This is a genomic window from Bacillus sp. Au-Bac7, from assembly GCF_021341655.1.
Taxonomy (GTDB): domain Bacteria; phylum Bacillota; class Bacilli; order Bacillales; family Cytobacillaceae; genus Niallia.
Window position 1 is genome coordinate 98,861 of record NZ_JAJTTG010000006.1, and the last position, 16,167, is coordinate 115,027.

General features: G+C 38.1%; 16 protein-coding genes. 11 read left to right on the forward strand and 5 right to left on the reverse strand.

Annotated elements, in window-relative coordinates; all coding sequences use genetic code 11:
• Window positions 1–85 precede the first annotated feature (85 nt).
• The 11 genes from LXM54_RS18465 (at window position 86) to pepF (ending at window position 12,792) form a co-directional block, all read left to right on the forward strand.
• The gene (locus tag LXM54_RS18465; RefSeq protein ID WP_233316719.1) at window positions 86–1,021 is read left to right on the forward strand and encodes an ABC transporter permease; all 936 of its coding nucleotides are present in this window, start codon (window positions 86–88) and stop codon (window positions 1,019–1,021) included.
• A 2-nt stretch (window positions 1,022–1,023) separates the two neighbouring features.
• On the forward strand, window positions 1,024–1,941 hold the full coding sequence (locus tag LXM54_RS18470; protein WP_233316720.1) for an ABC transporter permease: 918 nt from the start codon (window positions 1,024–1,026) through the stop codon (window positions 1,939–1,941).
• Between the two features lie 12 nt (window positions 1,942–1,953).
• Window positions 1,954–3,021 (forward strand): ABC transporter ATP-binding protein, encoded by a 1,068-nt coding sequence (locus tag LXM54_RS18475; protein ID WP_245399841.1) that lies wholly within the window; start codon window positions 1,954–1,956, stop codon window positions 3,019–3,021.
• A gap of 1 nt (window position 3,022) precedes the next feature.
• Entirely contained in the window at window positions 3,023–3,958 is a 936-nt protein-coding gene (locus LXM54_RS18480; RefSeq protein ID WP_233316722.1) for an ABC transporter ATP-binding protein, read from the forward strand.
• A gap of 133 nt (window positions 3,959–4,091) precedes the next feature.
• Window positions 4,092–5,294 carry a putative glycoside hydrolase gene (locus LXM54_RS18485; RefSeq protein WP_233316723.1) on the forward strand — a complete coding sequence of 401 codons (1,203 nt, stop codon included), beginning with the start codon at window positions 4,092–4,094 and terminating at the stop codon, window positions 5,292–5,294.
• A 12-nt stretch (window positions 5,295–5,306) separates the two neighbouring features.
• Complete coding sequence (locus tag LXM54_RS18490) at window positions 5,307–5,882, forward strand: GNAT family N-acetyltransferase (RefSeq protein ID WP_233316724.1); 576 nt, start codon at window positions 5,307–5,309, stop codon at window positions 5,880–5,882.
• 499 nt (window positions 5,883–6,381) lie between these two features.
• Window positions 6,382–6,777 carry a transcriptional regulator SpxA gene (gene spxA / locus LXM54_RS18495; RefSeq protein ID WP_233316725.1) on the forward strand — a complete coding sequence of 132 codons (396 nt, stop codon included), beginning with the start codon at window positions 6,382–6,384 and terminating at the stop codon, window positions 6,775–6,777.
• A 421-nt stretch (window positions 6,778–7,198) separates the two neighbouring features.
• Window positions 7,199–7,858, forward strand: a complete 660-nt coding sequence (gene mecA, locus LXM54_RS18500) for an adaptor protein MecA (RefSeq protein WP_233316726.1) — start codon at window positions 7,199–7,201, stop codon at window positions 7,856–7,858.
• A gap of 192 nt (window positions 7,859–8,050) precedes the next feature.
• Window positions 8,051–9,568 (forward strand): cardiolipin synthase, encoded by a 1,518-nt coding sequence (gene cls, locus LXM54_RS18505; RefSeq protein WP_233316727.1) that lies wholly within the window; start codon window positions 8,051–8,053, stop codon window positions 9,566–9,568.
• Between the two features lie 68 nt (window positions 9,569–9,636).
• The gene (locus tag LXM54_RS18510) at window positions 9,637–10,809 is read left to right on the forward strand and encodes a competence protein CoiA (RefSeq protein WP_233316728.1); all 1,173 of its coding nucleotides are present in this window, start codon (window positions 9,637–9,639) and stop codon (window positions 10,807–10,809) included.
• 165 nt (window positions 10,810–10,974) lie between these two features.
• Window positions 10,975–12,792 (forward strand): oligoendopeptidase F, encoded by a 1,818-nt coding sequence (gene pepF / locus LXM54_RS18515; RefSeq protein WP_233316729.1) that lies wholly within the window; start codon window positions 10,975–10,977, stop codon window positions 12,790–12,792.
• Window positions 12,793–12,828: 36 nt separating this feature from the next.
• Here the strand turns inward: pepF and LXM54_RS18520 are convergent, their stop codons facing one another.
• The 5 genes from LXM54_RS18520 to LXM54_RS18540 all read right to left on the reverse strand — a co-directional run bounded on the left by LXM54_RS18520 (window position 12,829) and on the right by LXM54_RS18540 (window position 16,120).
• On the reverse strand, window positions 12,829–13,008 hold the full coding sequence (locus tag LXM54_RS18520; RefSeq protein ID WP_233316730.1) for a hypothetical protein: 180 nt from the start codon (window positions 13,006–13,008) through the stop codon (window positions 12,829–12,831).
• Window positions 13,009–13,287: 279 nt separating this feature from the next.
• Window positions 13,288–14,163 carry a ClpXP adapter SpxH family protein gene (locus LXM54_RS18525; RefSeq protein WP_233316731.1) on the reverse strand — a complete coding sequence of 292 codons (876 nt, stop codon included), beginning with the start codon at window positions 14,161–14,163 and terminating at the stop codon, window positions 13,288–13,290.
• 18 nt (window positions 14,164–14,181) lie between these two features.
• A complete protein-coding gene (locus LXM54_RS18530; protein ID WP_233316732.1) occupies window positions 14,182–14,565 on the reverse strand; it encodes a globin domain-containing protein in 384 nt (127 codons plus the stop codon).
• Window positions 14,566–14,837: 272 nt separating this feature from the next.
• Entirely contained in the window at window positions 14,838–15,497 is a 660-nt protein-coding gene (locus LXM54_RS18535; RefSeq protein ID WP_267913439.1) for a lytic transglycosylase domain-containing protein, read from the reverse strand.
• A 38-nt stretch (window positions 15,498–15,535) separates the two neighbouring features.
• Entirely contained in the window at window positions 15,536–16,120 is a 585-nt protein-coding gene (locus LXM54_RS18540; protein WP_233316808.1) for a CYTH domain-containing protein, read from the reverse strand.
• Window positions 16,121–16,167: the final 47 nt, after the last annotated feature.

A 16,167-nucleotide genomic window follows, 5' to 3' on the forward strand; every position in this document is an offset into this window, starting at 1 on the left:
AAAAGTAAAAAGGTATATGAAGCTTTTGCTTCATATACCTTCCTTTCTAATTAGAGGTGATTAGAAAATATTGGAGGTTTAAATCATGATAAAGTACTTGACAAGACGTCTGCTGTTTATGTTACTTTCTTTACTGCTTATTGTAACAGCAACGTTTTTCTTCATGAGGTTGGCACCAGGTAACCCTTTTACATCAGAGAAACAGCTGCCACCGGCAATTGAAGCTAACTTAAACGAACATTATGGACTAAACGACCCTTGGTATGTCCAATATGGGGAGTATTTACTTCGCATTGTACAATGGGATTTCGGCCCATCATTCAAATATAAGAGCCAAACAGTTAATGACTTAATCAATGAAGGATTCCCTGTTTCCTTAGTTCTGGGAATGGAAGCAATCTTTATTGCATTAGCAGTTGGTGTATTACTTGGTATTATTGCTGCATTGAAGCATAACAAATGGCAGGATTATACAGCAATGATTATAGCAGTACTCGGAATATCTGTTCCTTCCTTTATTATGGCCGCATTTTTACAATATGTATTCGCGATGAAATTAGGCTGGTTCCCGGTTGCAAGATGGGGAACATTCTCACAAAGCGTCTTGCCTGCCATCGCATTAGCAGCAGGGCCAACGGCGTTCATTGCCCGACTTACAAGATCATCTATGCTTGAAGTGTTGAGCAATGATTATATTAAAACGGCAAAAGCAAAAGGCTTGAGCCAAACTACTATTACAGTAAAACACGCTATCCGTAACGCTATTCTTCCAGTAGTATCCTATATGGGACCACTATCTGCAGGGATTGTAACAGGAAGCTTTGTCATTGAGAAAATATTCGGCATACCAGGTCTTGGATCACATTTCGTCAAGAGCATCGGTAACCGTGATTATACAGTAATTATGGGTGTAACAGTTTTCTATAGTATTATCCTATTAGTATCTGTTCTTCTTGTCGACATATTATATGGACTAATCGATCCACGCATTAAATTAGCTGGCGGGAAGAAAGGAGAATAAGCATGCAGCAAATTTCAAAAGATAAATTCAAAGTTGTCGGTAACAGCAGCGCTGAAGCAGAAACGATTTCCAGACCGAGTCTGTCCTTCTGGAAAGACGTTTTTATGCGTTTCAGAAAGAACAAGCTTGCTATGTTCGGCCTTGTGCTGTTAATTATTTTAATTGTTATGGCGTTTTTGGGACCTTTTCTTACACAATATGATTATCGTGAAAACGACTTAATGAAAGCAAACCAGCCTCCAAGTGCAGAGCATTACTTCGGTACAGATGATCTTGGACGTGATATGTTCGCTCGTATTTGGTATGGTGCGAAAATCTCTCTATTCATCGGGATTGCAGCTGCTATCATTGACTTAGTAATTGGTGTAATCTGGGGGGGAATCTCTGGGTATAAAGGCGGCCGTGTCGATGAAGTAATGATGAGGATTGCAGACGTACTTTACGGAATTCCTTACTTGCTTCTAGTTATCTTATTAATGGTAGTTTTAGGTCAAGGATTAGGAACAATGATCCTGGCAATGAGTATTACCGGTTGGATTAACATGGCACGTATTACACGTGGACAAGTGCTTTCATTGAAAAACCAAGAGTATATTTTGGCTTCAAGAACTTTAGGTGCAGGCTTAACAAGAATCATGGGCAAACACTTGATTCCAAATGCAATGGGACCTATTCTTGTAACATTAACTTTGACTATCCCAAATGCTATCTTTACAGAAGCATTCTTGAGCTATTTAGGATTAGGTTTAACACCTCCTTTAGCAAGTTGGGGAACAATGGCTAATGATGGTATCGCAGCGATGAGCTACTACCCATGGCGTGTATTCTTCCCAGCATTGTTTATCTGTTTAACAATCTTTGCATTTAATGTAATCGGCGACGGCATACGTGATGCACTAGATCCAAGACTACGTAAGTAAGGAGTGAGCAAAATGGAAAAATTGTTAGAAGTAAAAGATTTAAAAGTCTCATTCCATACGTATGGAGGAGAAGTTCAAGCAGTACGCGGTGTTTCTTTTGATTTATATAAAGGAGAAACATTGGCTATCGTCGGTGAATCAGGATCAGGGAAAAGTGTAACATCCCAAACATTGATGAAGCTGATTCCAATGCCACCTGGTCAAATTAAAGGCGGACAAATCCTGTTTAAGGGTCAAGATATTGTTCCAAAAACAGAAAAAGAAATGCAAGCTATCCGCGGTAAGGATATCAGCATGATCTTCCAAGATCCAATGACATCATTGAACCCAACGATGAGAATCGGAACACAAATCATGGAAGTAATTATTAAGCATCAGGATATTTCGAAGGAAAAGGCAAAAGAAAGAGCAATTGAATTGCTGAAGCTTGTTGGAATTCCAATGCCAGAAAAAAGGGTTAATCAATACCCTCATGAATTTTCAGGCGGTATGAGACAGCGTGCAATGATTGCTATCGCTCTTGCTGCAAGACCATCCTTGCTTATTGCCGATGAGCCTACAACTGCATTGGATGTTACAATTCAGGCACAAATCCTTGATTTAATGAAGGAATTGCAAAACAAAATGGATACAAGCATCATCTTTATCACTCATGATCTCGGTGTTGTTGCGAATGTTGCAGATCGTGTTGCTGTTATGTATGCTGGTGAAATCGTTGAAATGGGCACAGTAGATGAAATATTCTATGATCCAAGACACCCATATACTTGGGGATTGCTTGCGTCTATGCCTAGCTTGGATAATGATGGAGAAACGGAGCTTGCTGCCATTCCAGGAACACCACCTGATTTGACAAACCCTCCTGTAGGTGACGCGTTTGCACCGAGAAATCCGAATGCCCTTGCAATCGATTATGAGCAAGAGCCGCCAATGTATCAGGTTTCAGAAACGCATTTCGTGAAATCTTGGCTGCTGCATCCAGATGCTCCAGCTGTTGAACCGCCTGCATCTGTGAAGGAGAAAATCCGTCCTTTATCCACTAACTTTGATAAACCTGTACTAGTGAAGGGGGATTTGTGAAATGGCTGAGAAATTACTTGAAATAAAAGACTTAAAGCAGCATTTCAATGTCGGCAGACCAAATTTGGTAAAAGCCGTAGATGGTGTATCCTTTGATATCTACAGAGGAGAAACATTAGGTTTAGTTGGTGAATCCGGCTGTGGTAAAAGTACGACAGGCCGATCAATTATTCGCCTTTATGAAGCAACAAGTGGACAAGTTCTATTTAATGGAGAAAATGTTCACGGAAAAAAATCAACTGCAGATTTGAAGAAATTCAATCGTAAAATGCAAATGATTTTCCAAGATCCATATGCATCCTTGAACCCTCGTATGACGGTAGCTGATATTATCGCAGAGGGCATTGATATCCATGGATTAGCGAAAACCAAAAAAGAACGCATGGAAAAGGTATATGAGCTGCTGAATACAGTTGGGTTAAACAAAGAGCATGCTAACCGCTATCCGCATGAGTTTTCCGGCGGACAAAGACAGCGTATCGGAATTGCCCGCGCACTTGCTGTAGATCCAGATTTCATCATTGCCGATGAGCCGATCTCTGCACTTGACGTATCAATCCAAGCTCAGGTTGTAAACTTGATGAAAAAGCTGCAAAAAGAAAAAGGCTTAACATACTTGTTTATTGCCCATGACCTTTCAATGGTTAAATATATTAGTGACCGTATTGGCGTTATGTATTTTGGGAAGCTGGTAGAGTTAGCTCCTGCTGATGAGCTGTACAACAATCCTATCCACCCATATACAAAGAGCTTGCTGTCTGCTATTCCGCTTCCAGACCCTGAGACAGAGCGCACTCGTACAAGAACAGCGTATGATCCTGCTGTACATCAGTATAAAGAGGGCGAAGAGCTTAAAATGCGCGAAGTAAAACCAGGACATTTCGTATATTGCTCGGAGGCAGAGTATAATCAATATAAACTGCAATTCAAAAGTTAATTCATAACGATCTCTCGATTTGAGATCGTTATTTTTTTTGCTTTTTTTTCAGTTAATGGAGAATGGCAAGAACATTTGACCATGAATTAATAGAAACAGGCACATAATAAAAGAAAGATTGTGGAGGTGTCGTATGAAATACATTACTTTTTACTTATCTTTTGCATTATGTGCTTTATTGTTAATACCTAACACAACAGGAGCTGAAAAGACTGATTTGTTATCAGACCAACAAACGGAGAAGCTTCTAAAGGGTTTTCCTGAAGAAGTTTCTGAAAGGAAGAAAACAAGTCTGACATTTCCTTATCCTGACGCAGTCAGAGGCATTTATGTTAGCGGCAGTGCGGCAGGAAACAGCAATCGGTTTAATCAGCTAATTCAGTTTGTGAATCAAACAGATTTGAACGCGATGGTTATTGATTTTAAGGAGGACAGCGGAAAGCTCGTTTATAAGCCAACAAAAGCTTCATCGTTAGCAAACGCAGGTTCTAATAAAGTGAAAAGTATCCCCGCCATGCTAAAAAAATTGGAGAAAGCAGGCATCTATCCAATTGCAAGAATTGTTGTTTTCAAGGACAGTCATCTGGCACAGCAAAAACCAGAGTGGACATTCAGAAATGGCGAAAAGGTTTGGAAAAATGAGCGTAATGAAGCCTTTATTAACCCTTTTGTGAAGGATGTTTGGGACTATAATGTAGCAGCAGCAATAGAGGCAGCACAGCTAGGATTTCAAGAAGTTCAGTTCGATTATGTCCGTTTTCCTGAAGGTTTTGAAAAAAAAGGCGCTAATTTAAGTTATTCTAAAGGTGATTATGGGAAACTGAATATAAGTGAAGGGCAAAGAAGGGTAAAAGCAGTATCTGACTTTGTTAAATATGCGAAGGAAAAGCTTAAGCCGTATCATGTAAAAGTTTCTGTGGATATATTCGGCTATGCGGCAACACTGGAAGAAGCTCCTGGCATTGGTCAGAACTTCACAGAAATCAGCAAAAATGTTGATGTTATTTCAAGCATGATTTATCCAAGTCATTGGGGTCCTTATTTTGGAATAAAAAAGCCTGACCTTGAACCATACCGCCTTGTAGACGCGTACATGAAAGTAGAGAAGCAAAAGCTGACAAGTTTGCGCAATCCACCAATTTCCCGGCCATGGATTCAAGACTTCACTGCTGTTTATTTAGGAAAGGGAAATTATCAGCCTTACGGAAAAAAGCAAGTGGAAGCTCAAATTGACGCTTTATACGCAAATGGAGTGAAAGAGTTCCTTCTCTGGAACGCAGGCTGTAAGTATACAAGCAACGTGAATTACAAACCGGCGGAATCAAAGAAAAGATAGGAGTTTTTCAATATGCATTGGTATGAGAAATTAAATGAGTATTTTCCGATAGAAGAGATGAAATCACAAGAACATATGGAAGCCTTATTAGCAGATTTTCCAGAAATTTATCATAAGGATGAAGGGAAACACCATGTATTGATGTATGTGGAAGTGGAGGATTTTATTTTCATTGATTATCTGTTTGTTTCTGGAGAGTCGAGAGGACAAGGTTTAGGGCATAAACTGTTAGAAAAACTTAAAGAAAAGGGCAAACCGATTATTTTGGAAGTAGAACCAGTTAACTATAAAGATTCAGATACAAAAAAACGCTTGAAGTTTTACAAAAGAGAAGGCTTCCAGCACGCCAAGACAATTGGCTACAGAAGAAGATCTTTAGCAACAAAAGAAGTTAATGTAATGGAAATACTGTACTGGTCACCAACTAATGAATCTGAAGAACTGGTGTATGATGCACTAGTAAGAACATACGAAAAAATCCATACGTATCGTGACAGTGATTTTTATGGACAGTCATACGATCCGGTTGAACAAGCAGTCCAATTTGATGAGGATAAAGAGAAGCGAGATATATTTGACGAAATTTGACTATAATTGAAAACAGATGGAAAGCGTATGTATGTTTCTATCTTATTTTCAATAACTGATTCTTAATTGAGAATGGATAAAAGAGGTTTATGTAATGGGACAAACGGGTACTTACACTAAGAACAGGAAAAATAAAAGAAAAACAAATGCGCCTAAAAAAAATGAAACCTTTTTACATCTCAATCGTCTATAATAGTAAGCAATTTAAATAGCCTGAAATTCTCAAAAATTTACTGGGAAATAAGGAAAAAGGGCGGGTGATCATTGGCGTAAACACTGAAATGGGCTGCATATTAAAAGAAAAAGCAACTCTAAATAAACCTAAACAAATGATATTAAAAAAAACTATACCAAATTACTTATAATTGGTGTATAATAATTAATATAAATTACTTGATTAAATTAATTACAATTTAAGAATATAACATACTCAAGTATTTATTTGAATTAACTAGTGGTCTAAATACATGTCTAAATAAAGGGAGTGTGAATTTGTAAAATGGTAACATTATACACTTCACCAAGTTGTACATCCTGCAGAAAAGCAAAAGCATGGTTAGAGGAACATGAGATTGCTTATAAAGAAAGAAACATCTTTTCAGAGCCGTTATCCATTGAGGAAATCAAAGAGATTCTTCGTATGACTGAAGACGGTACAGATGAGATTATCTCTACAAGAAGCAAAACATTCCAGAAGCTGAATGTTAATCTTGAAACAATGCCTTTACAAAACTTGTTTGAGTTAATTAAGGATAACCCAGGATTACTGCGCCGTCCGATTATACTGGACGAAAAAAGGCTTCAGGTTGGTTATAATGAAGATGAAATACGCCGCTTCCTACCAAGGAAAGTTAGAACATTCCAATTGCGTGAAGCACAGCGTCTAGTGAACTAAATTGATTATTAAATAATAATATATAGGTCTGGCTAGAAAGCTGCTCTGCAATAATTGTGGAACAGTATAGTCAGACCTTTTTTTCTATAGTAGGAAAAGTCCAAGCTCCTTAAAAGGAATTTGGTTTGAAATTAAATTCCTGAGGTAATAATACTAAATATAGCTTGAAGTGAATACGCTTATAAAAAGAATCTCCTTACTTAGGCAAAAACCGTTTAAATAACCGTGAATATAGGCATACATTGGTTTTTGCTGATTTCAGGATATTTTAATTCCATTTAAAGCGGTTTTGTCATAAAATATAAAGTACAAGGTACAATAGCAGTTGACCTTCTATTTTAAAAAATGAAACATGGGATAAAACGAATATCTGTATGGGGGTTTAGTCCCTTCCATTATAGCTTGAAGGGAGTGTTGCAAAATGGAAATTGAACGTATTAATGATCATACAGTTAAGTTTTATATTTCGTATATTGATATAGAAGAACGCGGTTTTAAGCGGGAGGAAATATGGTATAACCGAGAAAGAAGCGAAGAGCTTTTTTGGGAGATGATGGACGAAGTTCATCAAGAGGAAGATTTTATTTTGGATGGGCCGTTATGGATTCAAGTTCAAGCATTGGATAAAGGACTTGAAATACTTGTGACAAGAGCACAGCTGTCAAAAGACGGTCAGAAATTCGAAATCTCCATTCCGGAAGACAAGCTGAAGGATCTGCCATTGGATGACCGCTTTGAAGATTTAATGGATCAGCACTTCACAGTCAAGGATGGAGACGATGACTTTGGGGAAAACCTTGAATTCCTTATTGCTTTTAAGGAATTTGAAGACTTAATTTCCCTCAGCAAACTTCATGGACTGGAAGGAATCGATACAAAACTTTACACATACAAGAACGAATACTTTTTGTATGTACAGTTTCTTGATGAAGAAACGGATGAAGAAGAAGTCGACAATGCGTTGAGCATCCTACTTGAGTATGGACAAGAAACGCAGACAACCATACATGTTGTTGAAGAATACGGCAAAGCAATCATAGAAGACGAAGTATTTATGGAGCTAAGAAAATACTTTCATTAAATAAATAAAGAGCCTGTTTAATGGTAAGGCAAGAAATTCACATTATAAAGTCTATATATAGTCATGGATTATCTATATAGTAGAAATTGTAATGGTGAGTTTCACCTTACAGGAGAACAGGCTTTTTATTTTTCATTTAATTTTTTCTCACATAGGGCGTATACATAATTGCAATGATGGCAGGTGTTTAACATGAATCATACAGCAAGGCTGGGAATATTTTTAGGAGCCGCAGGCATATTCGTGTATGTTTTTAATTTTTTTATTACCGTTAAGGGCGGAATTATTGGACAGCTTAGCTTAATTATAAGTCTTTGTGTGATATTTATCGGCTTTGTCATCTTCTTTGAAAACAGGCATCCTACACAAACACTGACATGGCTTGTTGTTCTTGGCAGTTTTCCCGTTGTCGGCTTTATATTTTATCTCCTGTTTGGACGTAATTATCGAAAAGAAAGAATTTATCGTAAAAAGTATTTTCTTGATAAACAGGCATTTTTGCGAATTGAAAGAGAAATTGGCACTGGAACAGAAGAAAGGCAAAAGGAAATGGATCTTCATCAGCAAAATTTGTTCCGGCTAGCAGAAAAAATCGGCAACAGCCCCATTTCATTCGGCACTTCTTCCACTATCCTCACAAATGGAGATGAAACGTTTTCCTCCATATTAGCTGAGTTGAAAAAAGCAGAGCATCATATTCACCTTGAATACTATATCGTGAGGCATGACGACATTGGCCAGCAAATAAAGGATGTCCTAATCGAGAAAGCGAACCAAGGGGTGAAAATAAGATTCCTTTACGATGCAGTCGGATCATGGCAGCTTTCGAAGCGCTATATTAATGAAATGCGGCAAGCTGGAATTGAGATTGTTGCATTTGGTCCAGTTAAATTTCCGGTACTTAACAGCAAGTTTAACTTTCGCAATCACAGGAAAATTATCGTTATTGATGGAAATATCGGATTTGTCGGTGGACTCAATATAGGTGATGAATACCTAGGGAAAAATCAGTCGATTGGCTTTTGGAGGGACACGCACCTTTTGGTGAAAGGAGAAGCGGTCCGGTCGCTACAGCTGATATTTTTGCAGGATTGGTATTATATGACGAATAGCAGCTTTTTGACAAATGATTATCTAACACCGATTACGGAAGAAAACACACATGGCGGGGTGCAGCTGATTGCCGGCGGTCCTGACAATGAATGGAGTGTCATCAAAAGTATCTTTTTTTCGATGATGACATCTGCAACGAAATCAATCTGGATTGCAAGCCCTTATTTTATTCCTGATGAGGACATCCTTTCTGCCATTAAGATTGCTTCATTGAGCGGCATTGATGTACGCATCCTTGTTCCTAATAAGCCGGATAAGCGCATTGTATTTCATGCATCCCGATCGTATTTTCCTGAGCTGCTTGAGGCAGGTGTGCGTATTTATGAGTATGAAAAAGGCTTTATGCACAGCAAGCTGTTAATCGTAGATAATGAAATAGCTTCCATAGGGACATGCAATATGGATATGCGCAGCTTCCACTTAAACTTTGAAGTAAGCGCCTTTTTATACAAAACCCACAGCACTAAAAAGCTGGCAGATATCTATTTGAAGGATTTGGAAGATGCTGTGCAGCTTGAAATAGATTCATTCGGGAAAAGACATGTCGGTTTCCGCATCCTCGAATCAACATCAAGGCTTCTATCTCCCCTTTTATAAGGGAGGAGCCTTCAGTTGTTTTGTGATTAATTGTAAAATTTCATTTTTCAAAGGAGCGTGGCAGTCTATTGTTTACTGCGTTAAATAAGGACGGAAGCATCGTTTGCGCCTTGGATTTTAAAGAGAAAAAGGAGCTTCAGGCAGAAAAAAGAAACAGCATATTCTATTGTCCAGCATGCCGAAGTGTGGTTGTGTTAAAGAACGGAGAGAAAAGGCTGCCTCATTTTGCTCACCGTAAGGATGTATCCTGCAGTGGAAGCAGTGAGCAGGAATCATCTTATCATTTGCACGGAAAGCTGCAGATTTATAATAGATTGAAGGATTTAGGATTAAATCCAGTACTAGAGCCGTATTTTCCGTCCATTAAGCAAAGAGGAGATATTGGTGTCATGTGGGACAATTCTTATTATGTCATAGAATTTCAATGTTCTTCCATACCAGTGTCCTGCTTGCAAAAACGGACAAAGCAATATCGAAAAGAAAAGTACCAGCCGATCTGGATATTAGGTTATAAAAATGTGAAACGTTCTAAGAGCTTCTCCCGATTTTCTGCTTTTCAATCCTCATTCCTTGTTCCATTTAAGGGCAAATATATCCTCCCAGCTTACTGTCCATACCAAAAATCCTTCTATATTATGGATAACCCGATTCCCATTTCTAAAGAGAAATTTATTACCTCTATTAACAAGCTTCCACTAGCTGCTGTCACCCTCCGTGAACAAACAATAAATCTTAGCAGCAATTTTCCATACAGTGATTGGCAATCTGCCATTCAAAAACAAAAGAATAACCATATACATTATCATTCAAACGAGAATGACCGTTTTTTGCGATATCTCTACAAAAGTGGTTTGCATCCGCATGTTATACCGCCATTCATTGGCATTCCCTTGAAAGAAGGAATTAAACTGTTAACTCCTCCTTTAATCTGGCAGGCATATTTGTATATTGACTGTTTTCTGCCAGCTAGAAAAATTGTTTCTCTTCATAAAGTTTATGATGCTTTTCTAAGCAGAATAAAAAGGGGGGACATCACAGTCCGCAATCTTCCCAATATTATAGACAGTAATTGGAGGAATACAGTTAATGATTACTTAACAGTGCTTGTGAAAATGAAGGTGATAGAAGAGATTCGGCCAGATTTTTTTACAAGCAGTGAGGAAGCTTGCCTTAGCTCAGACTCCCTGGCAAAACACGAGGAGGATTTTTATTTAAGGTTAAAAGGAGGGAGTTTACAATAATAATAGCCAAACGGAAAAATCATTAATGAAATACAGCAAAGCTACATATGATAAGCTTAGTAAATCACAAAAGTTTAAAAATGAGCAGGAATTTAGTTATAATAGATAGAAAATATCGGGTAGGAAAATTTTTTCGAAATCCGAAGGAAAGATTGGAGGATTTACATGTCTAATGAAACAACTGTAAAAAAACTGCCTTTACGTAATGAAGTTCGAACGGAAGACACATGGAGACTGGAAGACATCTTCGCATCTGATGATGACTGGAATAAAGAATTTGAAGAGGTGACGGCCCTCTCGAAAAAAGCAGGGGACTATCAAGGAAAGCTTGCAGAAAGTGCGGATGTTTTGTACGAAGCGCTTCAATATCAGGATACGCTTTTAAGCCGTTTAGGTAAATTATATACATATGCACATATGCGATATGATCAGGATACAACAAATGGCTTTTATCAAGGCCTGGACAGTCGGATAAAAAATTTATATGCACAAAGTGCGAGTGAACTCGCATACATTGTCCCAGAACTTCTATCTATTGATGAAGCAATCATAAAGGGTTTTCTTGAGGAGAAGGAAGAATTGCGCCTGTACGAACAATCATTGGAGGAAATTAACCTTCAGCGTCCGCATGTTCTTTCAGCAGATCAAGAAGCACTTCTTGCCCAAGCATCTGAAGTATTGGATGCATCTAGCAATACATTCGGCATGCTTAATAATGCGGATATAGAATTCCCGAGCATTAAAGATGAGAATGGGGAAGATGTGGAAGTTACACATGGCCGCTATTCACGCTTTTTGGAAAGTGCAGATCAACGTGTGCGTCATGATGCGTTTAAAGCGGTTTATGATACGTATGGGAAATTCAAAAATACGTTTTCATCTACATTATCCGGAACAGTAAAAAACCATACATTTAATGCAAGAGTGCGAAATTATAAATCAGCACGGCATGCAGCTCTTGCAGCTAACAATATTCCTGAACAGGTATATGAAAACCTTGTGGAAACAATCAATGAGTATTTACCATTGCTGCATCGTTATGTAAAGCTTCGTAAAAAGGTACTTGGTCTTGAGAAGCTTCATATGTATGACTTGTATACTCCGCTTGTTAAGGATGTGAAAATGGAGATCAGCTATCAAGAAGCTACTGAACATATCCTTAAAGGACTTGCACCGCTAGGAGAGGAGTATTTATCCATTCTGAAAGAAGGCTTTGAAAACCGATGGGTTGACGTTCACGAGAACAAAGGGAAAAGAAGCGGAGCTTATTCATCAGGAACATACGGCACCAATCCATATATCCTAATGAACTGGCAGGATAATGTGAATAACCTGTTTACTTTGGCTCATGAATTCGGACATTCTGTTCACAGCTATTATACAAGAAAATCACAGCCGTACCCGTATGGAAATTATTCGATTTTTGTCGCAGAGGTTGCGTCTACATGCAATGAAGCATTGCTGAACGATTATATGCTAAAAACAATCACAGATGAACAAGAGCGCTTATACTTGCTGAACCATTATTTAGAAGGCTTCAGAGGTACTGTATTCCGTCAGACTATGTTCGCAGAGTTTGAGCACCTTATTCATGAAAAGGCGCAAAATAACGAAGCATTGACAGCTGATTTATTTACTTCCGAGTACTATGCGCTAAACAAAAAGTATTACGGCGAGGAAGATATCATTATTGATGAGGAAATCGGCTTAGAATGGTCAAGAATTCCTCACTTCTATTATGATTACTATGTGTACCAATACGCGACAGGCTACAGTGCAGCAACAGCTTTAAGCAAACAAATTCTTGAAGAAGGCAAGCCGGCAGTGGATCGCTATATTGATTTCTTGAAAGCGGGAAGCTCCGACTATCCAATTGAAGTGCTGAAAAAAGCTGGAGTTGATATGACAAGCAAGGACCCAATCAGAGAGGCTTGCAAAGTATTTGAACAAAAGCTCAACGAAATGGAAAGTCTGCTTTCTTAATGTTTAAGGCATGCGGCTATTTAGCCGCATGCCTTTTTACTTATGAAATCCTTTAAACTTCTTGCGATTGTTCATAAACGACAAAAATAGAAAGAGCGCGATAAACAAAAGCGGTGAGCTTATATAAAGGGGGATTATATGCATAAGCCCGAGAATATTCAAAAAGAATGCAAACAAGATGCAAAGCAGCAGGGATACAGGGATAATTGCCTTCATGTTAACTCATCTCCTTTCATTAAGATCAATGCTAGCCTGTCAATAATGTATGTTTCTACATCATTAGTTATGAAAGTTTGTCTATTTTGTGAACAAATATACAAACTTATTGATAAGGATAATGATAATATGATATTATTATGTTGTGAAATTAATCACAAATAAACTTATACCCCTTTGTTTGACCGTGAAAAATTTCTCCCATCCCCTTTGTTAATTAATAAAAAAAGGCCTTGCCTTGAGACAGCAAGCCCTTTTTTTATGTCATCATTTATTTATTTATCCAATATATTTCCAAAACATTCCATACTTTGCAGGAATCTGCTCTACTAACTGTTTAAGCTGCAGCTTTTTCATTTCCTTTTCCATCTCTTGGATAGACTTGTTATAAACAACAGAAAGCTCTTTAGAAGCAACAAGGTTAAAGCATTTTAAGAAAGATTCCAATGGGGGAGGATCTGCTTTTTCTGGGACGATTTGAAGCATTTCTTCAATAATTTGTACATATACCTCATAAGGATAATAGCCAGTAACCTTTATTCCTTCCTCCTCAATGTTTTCGTTAAAGAAAACCAATGTCGGGATTTCGGAAACTTCCATTTCAGAAGTAATTTTTAAATCGCATTGGAAAGCTTTCGCAGCACTTGTTGAGTGAATATCGGAAATAAACTCAACAACATCCAAGCCGACGCTTGCCGCACAATTTTTCAGCACGTCAAATGTAGCAATATTTTGCTTTTCAAGAAAGAGCATTTCTTGCAGTTTTCTTAAAAAACGGATGCCGCATTTACGGCCTTGTAATTCAGCTGCTTTTAATGCGATTGAAGCCAAATATGGAGAGACAATGGGATTTTCGAACCAGAGCGAACCGTCGCATGACATTCCTGTTCTGCTCGCTGTTTGTTCCCAAAGTTCAGCGATATTTTCGTATTTCTTCTTTTTATTCATGTTTAATGTGGCTAATCTTCCGCTCAAAACATGCTTTAAGGAAAAATACTGGCCGTATTCAATCTGAAGCTTTTTAATGATAGGCTCTAAAGCCCAACATTCAGGACATAAAGGATCGACAAACATGTATATTTCAAGGGGTTTGCTATCAGGGCAATTGTCATCGGCTGTTTTCGGGATGGATGTAGACAAATCTTTTTCAATCATGTTTAATCACCTTTATCTTTAGTTTTCCTCCGAATTAATCATGTGTTTTGCTGTCAAAGCAAGTCTTGAAAAAAGTCCTTCACGAATGGAGTCGTCTAGCTCAACTTCATCCATTGCTTCACTCATACAGGACAGCCATGCTTTTGCACGCTTTTCCGTAATGGGAAACGGCAAATGCCGGGCCCTAAGCATAGGATGGCCGTGTTCTTCTGTGTATATTTGCGGCCCTCCTAAATATTGTGTAAGAAACTGCTTTTGTTTTCTTGCAGTTTCTGTTAAATCATCTGGAAAGATAGGAGCTAAATCGGGGTGTTTGCCAACACGCTCATAAAATGCGTCAACAAGATTGCTAAGCGTTTTTTCCCCAATAACATCATATGGAGTAGGCATTTTATTGACCATCTTTAAAACTCCTTTTTGTTTGAAATAATAGGACTTTAAGGAAAAGAATATGAATTATTCCTTTTTATATGATAAAAAATAACTTAATGCTATTTTACCAATGGTCTTTTCATTGTACAAATAAATAGCTTGTAAAACTTTATTATCACATTTTCCGGTTTATGCCTGTTTAATTTACAGCGTCATTTTTTCATAAAAAAATATCCACTAACAAGTACCGGATAAAAGTGTAAGAAAGCAGGCCGGTGAATGTCGGCCTGCAAGTAAAATTGTTATGCTGTATAATGCTGTGTCACTTTTGCGACATAGTTTTGTGTTTCTTTAAATGGAGGAATTCCTCCATATTTGTTTACATTGCCTGGTCCTGCATTATATGCAGCTAGAGCAAGGCTGACATCGCCATCATACTTTGTAAGCATTTGCTTCAAGTACTTAGTGCCTCCCATAATGTTCTGCTCAGGATCATAAGTGTTATTAACTCCCAAACCTCTGGCAGTTGCAGGCATCAATTGCATTAAGCCTGATGCGCCGGCATAGCTTGTCGCGTTTGGATTAAAGTTGGATTCCACTTTAATAACAGAACTGATCAGTTTTTCAGGAACACCGTATTTAGCAGCAGCCTTTTGAATAATATCATCAAAATCTCCATTGCTGCCCGAATCACTTTTCGCTAATTTAGTTAAGCTGATAGGAAGCAGGGAGCTTGTTGCACTTGTCTGCATTAGATTTGAGCTGGCTGCACTACTAATGCCGGCGTAGCTGCCTAGTGTATTCTGCATGATGCTGTCAGCAGCACCTGTCCCGCTCGATGAAAAACTGCCGAGCAGTTCTTGAAATAAATTATTTGAAGAAGAGCTGTCAGCAGTTCCTGCAGTTGACATGTTCTGTAATGCTTGCAATTCAAATAAAACTTTTAATTGATCTATTTTCATGTAGTTCCTCCATATGACTGGTAAACTGAGTTATCTATTTAAATTCCGTTCTTATATTTTTGCTCGTAAAATCTTCTAACTTTATTTTTGGTCTTTCTTACAGGTATTTGAAAGGATTGAAGGAGCTGTTGGAAATATGCCTGTCCTTCTTTTCTATCGCTTACTTCATATTCTAACTCATAATCTTCTATATTTAAATAAAAACTGTGATCGAAAACTAGTAAACCATTTCCAGTTTCTTTTTCTGCTCGGATAGTAGTGAGAGAACCAAAATAATGAATCTTTTCTGGTGCAATACCTAAGGCCAGCAAAAGTGCTGCAAACTGTTCATCCAAAATTCGGCCTGTCTGAATCATTTCCTCGCCAGCTTCTGCAGACAGCTGCTTGTTCGTTTCAAGCAGCCCGTCCTCATGGGGCTGCTTTAACGTCAACTCGTAGCCAGCCTGTTTTTTGCGGATTCGCAGTGCAGAGCTGCGTTCTTTCAAGGCGAAATCTGCCGTGTCAAAATAATGGTTTTCTTGTTTAAATAACTCATTTTCTTTGACTTGATAATGTTCAAGCAAATTGGTGTATTCTTCTTTAGTCAGCATATTTTTAAATTCTATTTCAATGTTTTTCTCCATCATCCAAATTCCTTTCCCGGCTGTTTAACTTTTATGCCTTAAACGGT

Excerpts from the sequence above, each read along its gene's own strand:
- LXM54_RS18530 (WP_233316732.1), bottom strand. The coding sequence starts at position 14,565 with ATGGTCAATAAAATGCCTACTCCATATGATGTTATTGGGGAAAAAACG.
- LXM54_RS18470 (WP_233316720.1), top strand. The coding sequence starts at position 1,024 with ATGCAGCAAATTTCAAAAGATAAATTCAAAGTTGTCGGTAACAGCAGC.
- LXM54_RS18480 (WP_233316722.1), top strand. The coding sequence starts at position 3,023 with ATGGCTGAGAAATTACTTGAAATAAAAGACTTAAAGCAGCATTTCAAT.
- LXM54_RS18520 (WP_233316730.1), bottom strand. The coding sequence starts at position 13,008 with ATGAAGGCAATTATCCCTGTATCCCTGCTGCTTTGCATCTTGTTTGCA.
- mecA (WP_233316726.1), top strand. The coding sequence starts at position 7,199 with ATGGAAATTGAACGTATTAATGATCATACAGTTAAGTTTTATATTTCG.
- LXM54_RS18540 (WP_233316808.1), bottom strand. The coding sequence starts at position 16,120 with ATGGAGAAAAACATTGAAATAGAATTTAAAAATATGCTGACTAAAGAA.
- cls (WP_233316727.1), top strand. The coding sequence starts at position 8,051 with ATGAATCATACAGCAAGGCTGGGAATATTTTTAGGAGCCGCAGGCATA.
- LXM54_RS18535 (WP_267913439.1), bottom strand. The coding sequence starts at position 15,497 with ATGAAAATAGATCAATTAAAAGTTTTATTTGAATTGCAAGCATTACAG.
- LXM54_RS18485 (WP_233316723.1), top strand. The coding sequence starts at position 4,092 with ATGAAATACATTACTTTTTACTTATCTTTTGCATTATGTGCTTTATTG.
- LXM54_RS18525 (WP_233316731.1), bottom strand. The coding sequence starts at position 14,163 with ATGATTGAAAAAGATTTGTCTACATCCATCCCGAAAACAGCCGATGAC.
- LXM54_RS18475 (WP_245399841.1), top strand. The coding sequence starts at position 1,954 with ATGGAAAAATTGTTAGAAGTAAAAGATTTAAAAGTCTCATTCCATACG.
- spxA (WP_233316725.1), top strand. The coding sequence starts at position 6,382 with ATGGTAACATTATACACTTCACCAAGTTGTACATCCTGCAGAAAAGCA.
- LXM54_RS18490 (WP_233316724.1), top strand. The coding sequence starts at position 5,307 with ATGCATTGGTATGAGAAATTAAATGAGTATTTTCCGATAGAAGAGATG.
- LXM54_RS18465 (WP_233316719.1), top strand. The coding sequence starts at position 86 with ATGATAAAGTACTTGACAAGACGTCTGCTGTTTATGTTACTTTCTTTA.
- pepF (WP_233316729.1), top strand. The coding sequence starts at position 10,975 with ATGTCTAATGAAACAACTGTAAAAAAACTGCCTTTACGTAATGAAGTT.